Origin of the sequence: Modestobacter versicolor, assembly GCF_014195485.1 — a bacterium.
Lineage (GTDB): Bacteria > Actinomycetota > Actinomycetes > Mycobacteriales > Geodermatophilaceae > Modestobacter > Modestobacter versicolor.
The window spans coordinates 876,504-891,909 of the sequence record NZ_JACIBU010000001.1 but is presented as its reverse complement, the minus strand read 5'-3'; the positions used below and the strand labels follow the sequence as shown (position 1 = coordinate 891,909).

The 15,406-nt window shown below is 76.1% G+C and carries 15 protein-coding genes; 5 read left to right on the top strand and 10 right to left on the bottom strand.

The features are described from left to right. Nucleotides 1–14: 14 nt before the first annotated feature. Together FHX36_RS04310 and paaK are read right to left on the bottom strand one after the other, a co-directional pair. The gene (locus tag FHX36_RS04310) at nucleotides 15–653 is read right to left on the bottom strand and encodes a TetR/AcrR family transcriptional regulator (protein WP_110551854.1); all 639 of its coding nucleotides are present in this window, start codon (nucleotides 651–653) and stop codon (nucleotides 15–17) included. Beyond that, nucleotides 650–2,014, bottom strand: a complete 1,365-nt coding sequence (gene paaK, locus FHX36_RS04305) for a phenylacetate--CoA ligase PaaK (RefSeq protein WP_110551855.1) — start codon at nucleotides 2,012–2,014, stop codon at nucleotides 650–652. The genes FHX36_RS04310 and paaK overlap by 4 nt, the downstream gene beginning before the upstream one ends. Nucleotides 2,015–2,145: 131 nt before the next feature. Here paaK and paaA point away from each other — a divergent pair, with 131 nt between their 5' ends. From paaA to paaE, 5 genes are all read left to right on the top strand, one after another. Further along, a complete protein-coding gene (gene paaA, locus FHX36_RS04300; protein ID WP_110551856.1) occupies nucleotides 2,146–3,096 on the top strand; it encodes a 1,2-phenylacetyl-CoA epoxidase subunit PaaA in 951 nt (316 codons plus the stop codon). After that, a complete protein-coding gene (gene paaB / locus FHX36_RS04295) occupies nucleotides 3,093–3,458 on the top strand; it encodes a 1,2-phenylacetyl-CoA epoxidase subunit PaaB (protein ID WP_110551857.1) in 366 nt (121 codons plus the stop codon). The genes paaA and paaB overlap by 4 nt, the downstream gene beginning before the upstream one ends. A gap of 11 nt (nucleotides 3,459–3,469) precedes the next feature. Further along, entirely contained in the window at nucleotides 3,470–4,378 is a 909-nt protein-coding gene (gene paaC, locus FHX36_RS04290; RefSeq protein ID WP_110551858.1) for a 1,2-phenylacetyl-CoA epoxidase subunit PaaC, read from the top strand. Between the two features lie 80 nt (nucleotides 4,379–4,458). Beyond that, on the top strand, nucleotides 4,459–4,935 hold the full coding sequence (paaD, locus tag FHX36_RS04285) for a 1,2-phenylacetyl-CoA epoxidase subunit PaaD (RefSeq protein WP_110551859.1): 477 nt from the start codon (nucleotides 4,459–4,461) through the stop codon (nucleotides 4,933–4,935). After that, nucleotides 4,935–6,011, top strand: a complete 1,077-nt coding sequence (gene paaE / locus FHX36_RS04280) for a 1,2-phenylacetyl-CoA epoxidase subunit PaaE (protein WP_110551860.1) — start codon at nucleotides 4,935–4,937, stop codon at nucleotides 6,009–6,011. The genes paaD and paaE overlap by 1 nt, the downstream gene beginning before the upstream one ends. Before the next feature lie 6 nt (nucleotides 6,012–6,017). Here the strand turns inward: paaE and FHX36_RS04275 are convergent, their stop codons facing one another. The 8 genes from FHX36_RS04275 to FHX36_RS04240 all read right to left on the bottom strand — a co-directional run bounded on the left by FHX36_RS04275 (nucleotide 6,018) and on the right by FHX36_RS04240 (nucleotide 15,389). Beyond that, nucleotides 6,018–6,674, bottom strand: coding sequence for a biliverdin-producing heme oxygenase (locus tag FHX36_RS04275; RefSeq protein ID WP_110551861.1), 657 nt, complete (start codon nucleotides 6,672–6,674; stop codon nucleotides 6,018–6,020). After that, nucleotides 6,671–7,711, bottom strand: coding sequence for a WxL protein peptidoglycan domain-containing protein (locus tag FHX36_RS04270; protein ID WP_110551862.1), 1,041 nt, complete (start codon nucleotides 7,709–7,711; stop codon nucleotides 6,671–6,673). Before FHX36_RS04270 ends, FHX36_RS04275 begins: the two co-directional genes overlap by 4 nt. A gap of 91 nt (nucleotides 7,712–7,802) precedes the next feature. Further along, nucleotides 7,803–8,981 carry an HtaA domain-containing protein gene (locus tag FHX36_RS04265; RefSeq protein WP_110551863.1) on the bottom strand — a complete coding sequence of 393 codons (1,179 nt, stop codon included), beginning with the start codon at nucleotides 8,979–8,981 and terminating at the stop codon, nucleotides 7,803–7,805. Nucleotides 8,982–9,078: 97 nt separating this feature from the next. After that, the gene (locus FHX36_RS04260) at nucleotides 9,079–11,115 is read right to left on the bottom strand and encodes a hypothetical protein (protein ID WP_183513521.1); all 2,037 of its coding nucleotides are present in this window, start codon (nucleotides 11,113–11,115) and stop codon (nucleotides 9,079–9,081) included. Further along, nucleotides 11,112–12,356 (bottom strand): hypothetical protein, encoded by a 1,245-nt coding sequence (locus FHX36_RS04255; RefSeq protein WP_183513520.1) that lies wholly within the window; start codon nucleotides 12,354–12,356, stop codon nucleotides 11,112–11,114. The genes FHX36_RS04260 and FHX36_RS04255 overlap by 4 nt, the downstream gene beginning before the upstream one ends. Then, nucleotides 12,353–13,171: a heme ABC transporter ATP-binding protein gene (locus tag FHX36_RS04250; protein WP_221202765.1), complete on the bottom strand. Its 819-nt coding sequence runs from the start codon at nucleotides 13,169–13,171 to the stop codon at nucleotides 12,353–12,355. Before FHX36_RS04250 ends, FHX36_RS04255 begins: the two co-directional genes overlap by 4 nt. Continuing rightward, nucleotides 13,168–14,253 carry an iron chelate uptake ABC transporter family permease subunit gene (locus tag FHX36_RS04245; protein WP_221202763.1) on the bottom strand — a complete coding sequence of 362 codons (1,086 nt, stop codon included), beginning with the start codon at nucleotides 14,251–14,253 and terminating at the stop codon, nucleotides 13,168–13,170. Before FHX36_RS04245 ends, FHX36_RS04250 begins: the two co-directional genes overlap by 4 nt. Continuing rightward, nucleotides 14,250–15,389, bottom strand: a complete 1,140-nt coding sequence (locus tag FHX36_RS04240) for a heme/hemin ABC transporter substrate-binding protein (RefSeq protein WP_110554133.1) — start codon at nucleotides 15,387–15,389, stop codon at nucleotides 14,250–14,252. The genes FHX36_RS04245 and FHX36_RS04240 overlap by 4 nt, the downstream gene beginning before the upstream one ends. Nucleotides 15,390–15,406: the final 17 nt, after the last annotated feature.

Below are 15,406 nucleotides of genomic sequence, written 5' to 3'. Positions count from 1 at the left end.
AGCCGACACGTCGGTCAGCGGCCCCGCTCCGCGGCGACCGGGCCGGCGGCCGGGCGGGCGGCCGTGCGCAGACCGCTGAAGGTGGTGGTGACGAGCGCGTCGGCCAGCGCGTCGGCGTCCAGCCCGCGCCCGGGCCGGTACCACTCGGTGAGCGAGTTGACGGTGCCGAACAGCAGCCGGCTGGTGACCGCCGGGTCGACGTCGGGCCGCACGTCGCCCTCCTCCTCCGCGGCGCGGACCAGGTCGGTGACGACCCGGTCGAACTCCCGCCGGCGGCGCAGCGCCTGGGTCTCGACCTCGGAGTTGCCCCGCACCCGCAGCAGCAGGGTGACGACGGGCAGGTGGGTGGTCAGCACCCGCACCGAGCCGCGGACGACGTGCTCCAGCCGGTCGATGGCCGGCCCGGACGTGGCGCCGGGTTCGTCGAGGACGGCGAAGAGCGCGTCCAGCGCGCGGTCCAGGGCCAACCGCAGCAGCTCGACCTTGCTGGGCACGTGGTGGTAGATCGCGGACTTGGTGACGCCGAGCCGGGCGGCCAGCTCGTCCATGCTGGTCGCCTCGTAGCCGCGCTCGTTGAACACCGCCACAGCGACGTCCAGCAGCGAGTCCAGCGAGTGCCCCGGCCTCCCCCGCCGCGCCGGGACGGCGGTCACCCGCGCTCCCGGCGGTCGGTGAGGCGCTGCAGCTTGCCCACCGACCGGGCCAGCGTCTCCGGGTCGACGACGTCCACCTCGACGCTGGTGCCGATCGTGTCCTTGACCGCCTGCTCGACCTCGCGGGCGGCCGGACCGCGACGGTCGGCCGGGCAGTCCGGGCGGGCCTCGACGTGCACGGTGAGGTGGTCCAGCCGGCCGCGGGTGGTGAGCTCCAGGGAGAAGTGCGGCGACAGCCCCGGGGTGCGCAGCACGACCTCCTCGATCTGGGTCGGGAACAGGTTCACCCCGCGCAGGATGATCATGTCGTCGGTCCGGCCGGTCACCTTCTCCATCCGGCGCATCCCCGGCCGCGCCGTGCCCGGCAGCAGCCGGGTCAGGTCGCGGGTGCGGTAGCGGACGACCGGCATCGCCTCCTTGGTCAGCGAGGTGAGGACCAGCTCCCCCACCTCGCCCTCGGGCAGCACCTCCTCGGTGACCGGGTCGATCACCTCGGGGTAGAAGTGGTCCTCCCAGACGTGCAGCCCGTCCTTGGTCTCCACGCACTCCTGCGCGACGCCGGGCCCCATCACCTCCGACAGGCCGTAGATGTCGACCGCGTCGATGTCCAGCCGCTGCTCCATCTCCCGGCGCATCTGCTCGGTCCACGGCTCGGCGCCGAAGATGCCGATCTGCAGGCTCGAGGCGCGCGGGTCCAGCCCCTGCTTCTCGAACTCGTCGATGACGGTGAGCATGTAGCTGGGCGTCACCATGATCACCCGGGGGCCGAAGTCGGTGATCAGCTGCACCTGCCGCGGGGTCATGCCGCCGGACACCGGGACGACGGTGCAGCCCAGCGCCTCGGCGCCGTAGTGCGCGCCGAGCCCGCCGGTGAACAGGCCGTAGCCGTAGGCGTTGTGCAGCAGGTCGCCGGCGCGCCCGCCCGCGGCCCGGATGGAGCGGGCCATCACGGTGGCCCAGGTGGCGAGGTCGCGCTCGGTGTAGCCGACCACCGTCGGCCGGCCGGTGGTGCCCGAGGAGGCGTGCACCCGCCGGACCTGCTCCCGGGGGACGGCGAACATGCCGAACGGGTAGCCCTCGCGCAGGTCCGCCTTGCTGGTGGTCGGGAAGCGGGCCAGGTCGGCGAGCTCGCGGCAGTCGTCGGGGTGCACGCCGGCGGCGTCGAAGGCGGCCCGGTGGTGCGGCACGTTGTCGTAGGCGTGCCGCAGGCTCCACCGCAGCCGCTCCAGCTGCAGGGCGCGGAGCTCGTCGAGGCCCACCCGCTCGGCGGGGTCCAGCAGCTCGGGGTCGGGCGCCGCGCCCAGCCGCCGGGTGCCCTGGGTCGTCGTCGGCTGGGTCGTCGTCGGCTCGGTCGTCGTCATCGTCGACGTCCCCTCAGCAGCGCGCCGGGCGCAGTGCGCGCCGGCGCTTGTGGACCGCGGTGTGCCGGGTCACACTATTACTGAACACCCGGTCGGTAAATCCCGGACCGCCCACTGCGCCAGGAGATGCGATGTCCGCCCCCGCTCTGGACCGCCCGTCGGACACCGCCGCGCTGCAGGCGCAGTTCGACGCCACCATCGCCGCCGACCACCGGATCGAGCCGCGCGACTGGATGCCGGAGGCCTACCGGAACGGGCTGATCCGGCAGATCGCCCAGCACGCCCACTCCGAGATCATCGGCATGCAGCCCGAGGGTGACTGGCTGCTCGCCGCCCCCAGCCTGCGGCGCAAGGCGATCCTGCTGGCCAAGGTGCAGGACGAGGCCGGCCACGGGCTGTACCTCTACTCGGCGGCGGAGACCTTGGGCGCCGACCGGGCCGACCTCACCGACAAGCTCATCGAGCGCAAGCAGAAGTACAGCTCGATCTTCAACTACCCGACGCTGACCTACGCCGACGTCGGGGTCATCGGCTGGCTGGTCGACGGCGCCGCAATCTGCAACCAGGTGCCGCTGTGCCGGTCGAGCTACGGCCCCTACGCGCGGGCGATGATCCGGGTCTGCAAGGAGGAGTCCTTCCACCAGCGGCAGGGCTACGAGCTGCTGATGACGATGATGCGCGGCACCGACGCCCAGCGGGCGATGGTGCAGGACGCCGTCGACCGCTGGTGGTGGCCCTCGCTGATGATGTTCGGCCCGCCGGACGACGACAGCCCCAACTCGGCGCAGTCGATGCGCTGGGGGGTCAAGCGGCACAGCAACGACGAGCTGCGGCAGCGCTTCGTCGACATGACCGTGCCGCAGGCCGCCGTCCTGGGCGTCACGCTGCCCGACCCGGACCTGGAGCTGGACCCGCAGACCGGGCGGTACCGGTTCGGCCCGATCGACTGGGCGGAGTTCAAGCAGGTGCTCGCCGGCAACGGCCCGTGCAACGACGAGCGGATCGCCCGGCGGCGCGCGGCCCGCGACGGCAACGCCTGGGTCACGGAAGCCGCGTCGGTCTACGCGGAGAAGCACGCATGACCGACCTGACCAGCGAGGGCGGGCACGGCGCCGTCCCGACCGGCCCGCAGGTGCCGGTCGCCGACCAGCCGGCGGTCAGCCGCCGCGACTGGCCGCTCTACGAGGTCTTCGTGCGCGGCAAGCGCGGGCTCAACCACGTGCACGTCGGCTCGCTGCACGCCCCCGACGACGAGATGGCGGTGCACTCCGCCCGCGACCTCTACACCCGGCGCAACGAGGGCGTGAGCATCTGGGTGGTGCGGGCCGCCGACATCACGGCGTCCAGCCCGGACGAGAAGGACCCGATGTTCGCCCCCAGCGGCGACAAGGTCTACCGGCACCCGACGTTCTACGCGATCCCCGACGACGTCCCCCACATGTAGGAGGCGCCACCATGCACGAAGAGACCGTGTACGACGCGCTGGACCACGCGCACGGGGGCGAGGGCCAGTGGGCGTTCGGCACCGGGTTCGACGAGCCGCTGGCCGGGGTGGACACCACCGTGCCCGAGGGCATCGACCCCGCGGACCTGGGCGCCTACTGCCTGATGCTCGGTGACGACGCCCTGGTGCTCTGCCAGCGGCTCACCCAGTGGGTGACCAACGCCCCCGAGCTGGAGGAGGAGGTCGCGCTCGCCAACTGCGGGCTGGACCTGCTCGGCCAGGCGCGGCTGCTGCTGGCCCGGGCCGGCTCGGTGGGCGTGCTCGGCCGCAGCCGCACGCTGGCCACCGGGTCGATCCCGGACGAGGACGCGCTGGCCTACTTCCGGGACGCCGACGAGTTCCGCAACAGCGCCCTGGTCGAGGCGCCCAACGGCGACTTCGGCCAGACCGTCGTCCGGCTGCTCGCCGCGTCCGCGTGGCGGCTGGCGCTGTTCACCCGGCTGCGCGGGTCGCGCGACCCGGTGCTCGCCGCGATCGCCGCGAAGGGCGTTCCCGAGCTGACCTACCACCGCGACCACGCCGCCCGCTGGGTGCTCCGGCTCGGTGACGGGACGCCGGAGTCGCACCGCCGCACGCAGGCCGGGGTGGACGCCGTCTGGCCGCTGCTGGCCGACCTGTTCACCGCCACCGACGTCGAGCGGCGGCTGACCGCGGCCGGTGTCGCCGTCGACCCCGCGGAGCTGCGCGAGGAGGTCCGCGACGTGCTCACCCTGGTGCTCGAGCGGGCGACGCTGGCCGTGCCGGCGTGGCCGGCCGAGCAGCCCAGCCGTGGCCGCGCCGGCGAGCACGGCCCCGAGCTGATCGCACTGCTGGCCGACCTCCAGGGCCTGGCCCGCGAGCACCCCGCGGCCACCTGGTGACCGCGGTGCACGCCCTCCACGAAGATGGCCATCTCCGGGCAGCCCACGACCCCGGAGATCGCCATCTCCGGGGGGCGCGGGTGGTGGCGGAGACGGTCACCGACCCCGAGCTGCCGATGCTGACCCTCGCCGACCTCGGCGTGCTGCGGGACGTCCGCGACGAGCAGGGCACCGTGGTCGTCGAGATCACCCCCACCTACTCCGGCTGCCCGGCGATGGGCGTCATGCGCGCGGACCTGGTGCACGCGCTGCACCGGGCCGGGTTCGCCGACGTCGACGTCCGCACCGTGCTCTCCCCCGCCTGGAGCACCGACTGGATCACCGCGGAGGGCCGCCGCAAGCTCGCCGCCGGCGGCATCGCCCCGCCCGGGCCGGCACCGGTGCGCACTCCCGGCCCGGTGCCGCTGCAGCTGGGCCGGTCCCGGCGGACGGCGACCTGCCCGCAGTGCGGGTCGCCGGACACCGAGGAGGTCAGCGAGTTCAGCGCCACCGCGTGCAAGGCGATGCGCCGGTGCCGGGCCTGCCTGGAGCCCTTCGAGCACGTCAAGGAGATCTGATGTCCGCCCCCGCCCGCCGCCGGCCGCAGTTCCACCCGCTGCGGGTCGCCCAGGTGGAGCGGCTCACCGACGACGCGGTCGCGGTGACCTTCGACGTCCCGGCCGCGCTGGCCGGGGACTACGCCTTCTCCCCCGGTCAGGCCCTGACCCTGCGCCGGGTGGACGGCGACCGCGACGAGCGCCGCTCGTACTCGATCTGCGCGCCGGTCGGTGCCGCGCCGCGGGTCGGCGTCCGCGAGGTGCCCGGCGGGTTCTTCTCCGCCTGGCTGGTGCACGAGGTGCGCCCGGGCGACAAGATCGAGGTGCTGCCACCGTCGGGCACCTTCACCGCCGACCTGTCCGCCCCGGCCGACCACGTGTTCGTCGTCGCCGGCTCCGGCATCACCCCGGCGCTGAGCCTGGCCGCGTCGGTGCTGGGCGACGGGGAGTCGACGGTCACCGTGTTCTACGGCAACCGCCGCACCAGCACGGTGATGTTCGCCGACGAGCTGGCCGACCTCAAGGACCGGTACGGCACCCGGCTGCAGCTGGTGCACGTGCTCTCCCGGGAGCCGCGGGACGCCGAGCTGACCAGCGGCCGGCTGGACGGCGACCGGCTGCGCACCCTGGTCGGCGCGCTGGTCGACGTCCCGGAGGTCGACCACTGGTGGCTGTGCGGGCCGCACGGCCTGGTCACCGGGGCCCAGGCACTGCTCACCGAGCTGGGCGTGCCGGCCGAGCGGGTGCACCAGGAGCTGTTCTTCGTCGACGACGTCCCGCCGCAGCCGGTGCGCGGCGACGAGGAGACCGTCGACGGGCCGAGCTCCGCGGTGACGATCGTGCTCGACGGCCGGTCGACCACCCTGGCGCTCCCCCGCGACGTGCCGGTGCTCGACGCCGCCCAGCGGGTCCGCGGCGACCTGCCGTTCGCCTGCAAGGGCGGGGTGTGCGGCACCTGCCGGGCCCGGGTCACCGACGGCGAGGTGGAGATGCGCCGCAACTACGCCCTCGACCCGCGCGAGGTCGACGCCGGGTACGTGCTCACCTGCCAGAGCCTGCCGGTCTCCGACGCGGTCACCGTCGACTACGACGCCTGACCGGGGTCAGCCGACGGCGTGCCGGGCGCCGAGGTCGCGGAACAGCTCGGCGTTGAGCCGGTAGCCCACGGCGACCTCGGCGATCAGCTGGTCCTGCTCCTCCGGCGTCCAGGGCGCGGCGTCCAGCGCGGCCCGGTAGGCGTCCTTGAACGGCTTGGCCTTGCCGAGGGCGTCGAAGACGTGAAACCGGACACCGTCGAGCTCCAGCCCGTAGGCCCGGCCGACCAGCCGCCGGATGACCTGCCCGCCGGAGAGGTCGCCGAGGTAGCGCAGGTAGTGGTGGGCCACCAGGCGCGCCGGGGAGTCGAAGGCCACCTCGCGCAGCCGGTCGACGTAGCGCTGGGTGGCCGGCAGCGGCACCAGGGCCTCCCGCCAGGCCGGGCCGAGCAGGTGCTCCAGGTCGGCGGCGAGGGACGGCAGCCGGACCAGCCCCGGGTGCAGGAAGGGCTGCACCTCGGGCACCCGGGCCTGCGCGGCGACGGCCTGCTCGAGCACGTCGTAGACGAGGTGCGTCTGGGCGAGCAGCGCGGCGTAGGCGGTGCGCGGCAGCCGGCCGGAGAGCAGGTCGTCGACGAACGCCGACCCCTCGGCGGCGGTGTGGTCGGCCTGGGTGGCGGTCCTCAGCCGGGCGGCGAAGCCGGTGGGGACGGCGGTGCTGGTCATCGGGAGGCCTCCACGGCGTCGTCGGTCGGGTCGGGGGTGGTGCGCAGGAACGCGTCCAGGTCCTGCTGCAGCCGGCGGCGCCGGCGGCGGAGGGCCACCAGCAGCGGCACCAGGACGACGGCGGCCAGCAGGGCCAGGGTGGTCCAGCTCAGCGCGGGCCCGGCGGCGCTGGTCAGCACCGGGTCGGCCGTGACGTCGCTGGCGCCGACCGCGGCCGGGGCGAGCGCCACCTCCGCGGTCAGCCGGCCGACCGGTGGCACGTCGGGCACGGTCAGCGAGACCGGCACCGACGCCCCGGCGAGGAGCTCGGGGGTGGTGGCGGTCAGCGTGCGGGTGCCCAGCCCGAACGGGCCGCTGACCCGGACCACCTGGTCGGCGGCGACCCGGGTGTTGCCGGTGTTGGTCAGGGTGAAGGTCACCACCGCCGAGCCCGCGGCGAACGGCACCGCAGCGGGCCGGTAGTCCACGGCCAGCCCGCCGACCTGCATCCCCGCGGTGAGGTCGCCGCTGACCAGCGTGTGCACCCGCACGCCGAGCCGCCGGTCCAGGCTCACGCCGGCGGTGCCGCTGCCGGAGACCAGCGAGGTGACGATGGCCCCGGAGTGGTCACCGGCGGCCGCGTCGGCGGGCACGGTGAGGGTGAACGGCACCTCCACCCGCTCCCCCGGGGCGAGCTGCACGCTGCTGGCCGGCAGCGCGATCCAGCTGCCCAGGTCGGTCGAGGCGGCGCCGGTGGGCAGCACGTCGAGCTGCCCGGTGTCGGTGGTGAACCCGTCGGCGGCGTAGAGGCCGAGGGTCAGCGGGGTCTGCCCCTGGTTGGTGACCACGAGCGCGTCCTGCACCACCGCCCCCGGGTCGAGCACGAAGCCGTAGTTGGCCCGGGCGCCCGCGTCGCCGGTGCGCGGGCCGACCGACCACTGCACGGTCTCGGCTGCGGCGGGCCGGGCGGTGGCCCAGCCCCCGAGCACCGCCAGCACGAGCAGCGCCAGGACGGCGGCGGCGGCCGTGGCCCGTCGGGGTGGGTGTGCGGTGGTCATCCGGGCCTCTCGGGGTGCGGTGGTGGAGGATGCCGGGGCCGGCCCCCGGGGCGCGTCGGCTGCGTCCCGGGGGCCGGTCCCGGCGGTCGGGTCAGCTGAGCGCGGTCAGCGTCAGCGTCGCGCCGTAGGTGCCGGCCTCGGTGTCGGACGGCAGCTGCAGCTCCAGGTCGGCGCCGAGCGTGGCGGTGCCCAGGTCGTGCCCGGTCGGGGCGCTGCCCAGGGTGGCGGTCTGCGCCAGGCCGTTGCCGGACACCAGGCCGGGCGTGACGGCGGCGCCGGCGACGGCCCCGCCCCCGGCGGTGACGACCCGCGGCGTCCAGCCCAGGTGCTTGCCGGCGAGGGTGGTGCTGCCGGCGGTGAAGTCGCTGACCTGGGCGGTGATCGACCACGCCGACCGGGTGCTGCGGGTGTCGGTCACCACGACCGGCGCGAGCTGCCCGGTCGCGGTGAGGTGGTCACCGGCGTCGGCCGCGGTGCCCAGGCTGACGGCCGAGCCGTCACCGGTGACCTCCCAGCCGAACGTCCCCGGCTCCGGCTCCTCGGTGCCCTCGGGCACGACCACGGTCAGGTCCTGCTCGGCCTGGGTCGGCGTGCCCGGGTCGGGGTCGGTGCCCGGGTCGGGGTCGGTGCCCGGGTCGGGGTCGGTGGCCTCGGCGACGTCGAGGGTGAAGCTCAGCGGGTCCAGCGCCGTCCCCTCGGCGTAGAAGTCGGCGAACGCCGGCACGCCGTTCGCGGTCAGCGTGGTCGGGATCGCCGTCCAGCTGTAGCCGTCGGCGGTGGGCTGGGCGGTGACCGCGCTCAGGTCCAGCGCGGCGAAGTCGACGTCCTCGTAGTGCACGAGCGACCCGGAGGACAGCGACTTGGAGTCCACGTCGGCGTAGAGCACGCCGGTGGTGCCGTCGATGACCACGTTCAGGTCGGTGAGCGTCATGTCCAGCTGCCCGGCGTGGCCGGTGAAGTGGACGCTGCCGGCGAAGGCCGCGTCGACGCTGCTGCCGTCGACCGTGCCGGCGGTGGCCGGGAAGGCGTAGGTGCCGTTGGCGGCGGTGGTCGCCCCACCGCCGGTGGTGATCGACCCGTGGGCGATCGGGCCGGCGATGTAGCTGCGGAAGGAGGCCTTCACCCCCCAGCTCAGCGAGCCGCCGTCGGCGGTCTCCGCCGCCGCGGCCGACCCTGCTCCGGCCAGCAGCAGGCCGGAGGCGATCGCAGCGGTCCCTGCGGCGGCGACCACTCGGGTCGCCCGCCGGGGCCGTGCGGAGGTGTGCGTCATGGTTCTCCTCGGTACGGGTGTGCCCACCAGTTAGTTAGGCAAGCCTCACCTAATAGCCCACCCGAGTGAGTGTCAAGATCGATTCCCGGGACCCCGGTCACGGTCGGTCACGGCGGCCGAGCGTCAGCCGCCCGGAGCTGACCAGCCAGGTCAGCAGGGCGGTCAGCAGCAAGGCGCCCCCGGCCGTCCACCAGCCCAGGTCGCGCGGCCCCGGCACGGGCGTGAGCAGGCCGGCGAGGTCGGTGCCGTCGCGCCCGACGCGCACGGTGCCCGGAGCGTCGAGGAGGGCGTCGGCCGTCGTCAGCGGCGGGGATGCCGGCGGTGCGGCGGGAGGCCGCGGCGCCGTGCGTGGTGGGGAGCCGGTGCTCGCGGTCGGCGTGCGCGCCGGTGGCGGGACGACCGGGTTGGTCACCGGCGGGGCGGGTGCCGCGACCCCGGGTGCGGCAGCCGGCGGGGGCACCGGGTCGCTCGCGTCGAAGCTGACCGTGAGCGGCAGGGCGACCTTGAACCGGTCGGTCGGTCCGCCGCTGGAGTACCAGTAGGAGCCCTGCCCGACGGCGACCTGGAAGTCGACGAAGCTGCGCGGGAACGAGCCCCAGGTCGCGCCCTCCCGCAGCTGCACGGCGGTGCTGCTCCCCGGCGGCGGGTCGTAGCCGACCCCGAGGTAGGCCGGGGTGGCGGTGAACCCCTGCGCGCCGAGCACGACACCACCCAGGTCGGCGAGGACGACGGGGGTCTCCGGCAGCGGCAGCCAGGCGGTCGGGTCGGCCCGGTCGGCGGCGTACCCGCCCAGGGTGGCGGTCACCTGGCCGCGGCCGGCGGCGACGGTGAGCACCGGGTCGGAGACGTGGAAGAAGGTCAGCCCGCTGTAGAGCGCGACGGTGAAGTCGCCGTCCCAGCGGACGGTCGCCTCCCCCGCGGCGACGTCGACCTGCCCCGTCCCGCCGTCCAGCACCACCTGGTGGTCGCTCCACAGCCCGGCCGACGGCGTGGTCAGCGGCTGCCCGGCCGGGGTGGTGCGGGTGCCGGCGAAGGTGGCGAGCGCGTAGGACCCGTCCGGCTGGCGTTTCTCGATCCGCACGCTGCCCGCGGTCGCTGCCCAGCGGTCGGCACCGATCTGCTGGTCGGGGCCGGTGCTCGGGACCCGGCCGGCGGACAGCAGGTTGACGGTGCCGGGGGCGAAGGCGGCGTTGCCGACCTCCTGGTTGAGGCCCCAGCGGAACTGGGCGTCGGTGACGTCGACACCACCGGGATCCGGCGGTGGGGACGTCGGTGGGGACGGCAGCGGGGACGGCGGCGGCTCGGGCGCCGGCAGCTGCAGGTGCACCGGCAGCGGGGGCTTGGCCGCGTCGTCCGGGTCGCCGGTGGAGTACCAGGGGACGGCGAGCCCGGCCTGCCCGACCAGGTCGAGGAACGAGGCGGGGAACGCGCCCCAGCTGCTGCCCGTGGTGTCCTGCGGGGGCGTCCCGGACCACCCGACGCCGAGGAATGCCGGCGTCAGCTGCTGGGTGCCGGCGGCGACGTCGACGGCATCCAGCTCGGCGAGGGTGACCTCGGCCGCGCCCGTGGTCACTCCCCGGCCGGCGGCCTGCACCTGGGCGAGCAGCCGGCCGCTGCCGTCGGCGGAGACCTCGAGCCGCGGGTCGGCGACCCAGACCAGGCCCGCGCCGTCGGCGAGCACCACGGTGAGGTCGCCGTCCCAGCGCACGTCGGCGGCGCCGGTCAGCGGGTCGACGGTGCCGGCGCCGCCGGTGAGCACGGCGACGAGCCCGGAGGTCAGCCCCGCGCCCGGGTCGGTCAGCGGCGTGCCGTCGGGGGTGCTGCGCAGCCCGGCGAAGGTGGCGGGCGCCGACGTGCCGTCGGCCCGCTGCTGCTCGACCGCCACCGCGCCGGCCGACGCCGACCACTCCGGCTCGTCGATCCGGCCGTTGCCGTCCCCGTCGCCGACCCGGCCGGCGGCGAGGGCGTTGACCGTGCCCGGCGAGGCGCCGGCGTTCCCGGCCTCGGCGCTGACGCCCCAGCGGAGCACCGCGCCGGTGACGGCCTGCTCGGCGGCGGCCGCCGGCGGCGCACCGCCGGCGAGCAGCGCGGCGCCCAGCACCCCGGCGGCGACCGCCGCGGCCGGCCGCCTCACCGGGCGACCGTCCGGGCGAGCTCGGTCTCCCGCCGGGCCAGCGCCCGGCGTACCCGGCGGCTGGGCGGCGTAGGCGGTCCGGCCGGCGGGCCGCCGGGGGCACCGGCGGGGGCGGGCACTGCCGCCCGGCGAAGACGGGCCCGGGTGCGGCGCCGGGTGACCGCTGCCGTCAGCACGACGACGAGCACCAGCGCCGCCGCCGCGACGAAGAAGAGCGCCGCGGTCGACGGCCGCGAGCTCGCCGTCGGGGCGACCGGCACCGACAGCGCCCCGGCGTCGGACTCGACGGCGAAGGTCAGCACCGGGACGCCGCCGGTGGTGGTGCCGGTGACCCGCAGCTCGTGGTTGCCGCCGGGCAGCTCGGCCGGGAGCTCCAGCAGACCGGCGACCGTGCCCTGGGCGCTGACCAGCAGCGGACCGACCGACGCGACGCCGTCGTCCAGGGTGGCCAGCACCTGCTCGCCGGCGACCAGGCCGCTGCCGGTGAAGGAGAGCACCCGCCCGGCGACCGCGGTGGCCGGGTCGATGAGCACGGCGGGGGCGGTGGCCGCCGGGGGCGCCCCGGCAGGGGGTGCAGCCGGTGCCGGGCTGCCCGCCGCCGGCGCCTCGGTGGTCTGCTCCGCCGCCGGGCCGGTGCCGGGGTCGGTGGTCTGCAGGTCGGCGAAGGCCACCGGGGTGAAGCTCTCGTTCGCCGGGTTGACCACCCCGTGGGCGCCGATGGTGATCACCCCGCAGGTGACCGTGCGGCAGTCGACGGGAACGGTGGCCCCGCTGCCGTCGACGGTCTGGAACGTCGCCCCGGGCACCATCAGCCGGGTCGACCACGAGCCGTCGGCGGCGATCGTGCCGCCGTTCGCCTCGGCGACCGTGGAGCTGCCGGGGAAGGCGACGAAGCGCTGGAAGCCGGCGTTCTCCGCCGCCTGGGAGTCCGGGACGAACCGGTAGTCGGTGCCGCTGGTCCCGCCGGCGCTGGGCTGCCACCCGGCACCGGAGACCCAGCCGAAGAGCACGTAGATGCCGCCGAAGCCGCCGCTCACCGACTGGAAGCCGGTGCCGGAGACGGTGAGCGTGGTCGCGTAGGTGGTGTCGGCCCGGGCGGCGCCGGACTCGTCGGCCACCGTGACCCGCGGCGCGGCCGCGGCCGGAGCGGCGGTCAGCACGGTGGCGGCGGCCACCGCGGCGGCGAGCACGGCGAGCGCCAGCAGCCGGCGCAGCAGCCCGGTGGGTTCGGCGGTCGTCATCGGGGGTCCTCCGGGTGGCTCGGCCGGCGCGGCAGGACCAGCGGTCCGCCGCCGACGGGGTGGGGCAGGACGTCGATCGGGTGCTCGTAGACCTCGCTGAGCAGGTCCGCGGTGAGCACCTCCGCGGGCGTGCCGAGGGCCCGCAGCCGCCCGCCGGCGAGCAGCGCGACCCGGTCGGCGTGACCGGCGGCGAGGTTGAGGTCGTGCAGCACCGCCACGGCCGCTGCGCCGCCGCGGGTCAGCGACCGGGTGTGCGCCAGCAGCCGCTCCTGGTGCTGCACGTCCAGCGCCGCGGTGGGCTCGTCGAGCAGCAGCACCGGGCAGTCCTGCGCGAGCGTCCGGGCGAAGGCGGTGCGGGCCCGCTCGCCGCCGGAGAGCGTCGGGTAGAGCCGGTCGGCCAGGTGCGGCACGTCGGCGGCGGCCAGGGCGGCGTCGACGAGGGCGTCGTCCTCGTCGGCCCGGGGGGTGCGCCGCCAGGGCGCGCGTCCCATCTCTACCAGCTGGCGCACCCGGAAGGAGAAGGCGACCCGGTGGTCCTGCGGCATCACCGACCGCCGGCGGGCGAGCTCGTCGGCGCGCAGCCGCCGGACGTCGGCCCCCGCCAGGCGGACGCACCCCGCGGTCGGTGCCAGGTCGCCGGCGAGCGCGCCGAGCAGGGTGGACTTGCCGGCGCCGTTGGGCCCGGCGAGCACCAGCAGCTCGCCGGCCCGCACCGGCAGGGTGACGTCGTGCAGCACCGGGGTGCCGTCGAGCGCGACCGACAGCCCGGCCGCCTCCAGCACGACGCCGGCCCGCTCGGTGACCGCGGCGCTCACGCCCAGCTCCCGGCCGACCGGCGTGACCGGCGGAGCAGCCAGAAGAAGAACGGGCTGCCCACCAGCGAGGTGAGCATGCCGATCGGCAGGTCGGCGTACGGGACGGCGTTGCGGGCGACCAGGTCGGCGGCGAGCAGCAGCACGGCGCCGCCGAGCGCCGAGGCCGGCACCAGCACCCGGTGGCCGGGCCCGCAGGTCATCCGCACGAGGTGCGGCACGACCAGGCCGACGAAGGCGATCACCCCGCAGAACGCGACCGCGGCGGCGGTGAGCAGCGCGACCAGCACGACGCTGACCAGCCGGAGCCGCTCGACGTCCACCCCGACGTGCCGGGCCGCCCGGTCGCCGAGCGCCAGCAGGTCCAGCCGGCGGCTGAGGGTGAGCACGCCGGCCAGGCCGACGGCGACCAGCGGGGCGACGACGGCGACGTGCTCCCACCGGACCCCGTTGAGGCTGCCCAGCTGCCAGAAGACGATCTGCTCCCGGGCCTGCTGGTCGCCGAGGAAGGTGAGGAAGGCCAGCCCGGCGCCGGTGAACGCGTTCAGCGCGACCCCGGTGAGCACCAGGGTGACCACCTCGGTGCGGCCGTCGGCGCGGGAGAGGCCGTAGACCAGCAGCGCGGCGACCAGCCCGCCGGCGAAGGCGAACGCGGCCATCGTCCAGCCGCCCAGGAAGGTGAACCCGAAGACGATGGTGCTGCTGGCGGCCAGCGCCGCGCCGGAGGAGACGCCGACGACGCCGGGCTCGGCCAGCGGGTTGCCGAAGACGCCCTGCATCACCGCGCCCGCGGCGGCCAGCGCGGCGCCGACCAGCACCGCCATGGCCACCCGCGGGAACCGGATCGCCCACAGCGTCGCGTCGCCGTTGGGGTGGGTCGGCACCGGCCCGGCGTCCAGGCCCAGCCGGTGCAGCAGCGACCCGAGCACCTCCGCCGGCGGCACGTGCAGCTGGCCGGTGCCGGCCGCGACGAGGGCGAGGACGACGAGGGCCGCCGTCAGGGCCAGGAAGGTCAGCCGGGTGCGGGTCCGGCGCGGGTCGGCGACCGCCGGCCGGGTCGCGGGGGCGTCGCGGAGCAGCGTCACCGGGGCAGCTCGACCGGGGTGCCGGCCGTGCCGGCCTCGGGCGCCGGCTGGCTGCCGGGGGCGTAGACGGCGACGGCCAGCGCGTCCAGCACGTCGGCGGTGCGCGGGCCGAAGCTGAGCACCTGGGTGTCGGCCATGTCGACCACCCGGCGGTGCTGGCCGGCGGGGGTCTGCGCCAGCGCGGGCACCTGCTCCAGCAGCCCGTCGACCCCGCCGACGGAGGCCAGCCCCTCGGTCATCACCAGGACCAGGTCCGGCTGGGCGGCGACCAGGCCCTCGTCGGTGAGCGGCTTCATCCCGGTCCAGCCGATCTCGGCCGCCACGTCGACGCCGCCGACCGCGGAGATGAGCGAGTCCGCGCCCGAGCCCTGGCCGAACATGTAGTAGACGCCGGCCTGGCCGCGTACGTAGAGGAAGACCATCCGCACCCGGCGGGCCGGGTCCTGCGGGGCGACGGCGGCGATCTCGGCGACCTTGGCGGAGACCTCCGCGGTGGTGGCGGCGGCCAGCTCGGCGCCGCGCTCCGGCACGCCGAGGGCGGCGGCGACCTGCTCGGTGAGCGTGCCCACCCCGGCCAGGTCGCGGTGCGCGTCGACGACGACGACCGGCACCCCGGCCTCCCGCACCTGCAGCACGGCGTCCCAGGGGCCCAGCGTGGTGTCGGTGACCAGCAGCGTCGGCGCCAGCTCCAGCACCGCCTCGGCGTTGATCTGGTGCGCGCTGGGTGTCACCAGCGGCAGGTCCTCGCTGCCCGGGAAGGACGAGGAGGTGTCCCGCCCGACGAGCCGGTCGCCGAGGCCGAGGTCGTGGGTGATCTGGGAGAGCGAGCCGTAGAGGTCCAGCGCGAGCACCCGGCTGACGTCGGTGACGGTGACCTCGGTGCCCTGCACGTCGGTGACGGTGACCGGCAGCTCCGGCTCGGCCGGCGCCACCTCCGCGCCGTCGGCCGCGCCGAGCACCGCGGTGCTGGCGCCGACGTAGTTCTTCGGGTCGGCGAGCACCGTGGCATCGGCCAGCCGCACCACCGGCACGTCGGGGGCCGCTCCCCCGTCGTCCACGGCACCGGCGCAGCCGGCCAGCGTGGCGGCCACCGTGAGCAGGGCGACGCGGGCCAGGGTGCGGGAGCGGGCGGGCACGGGTCCTCCGGGGGCGG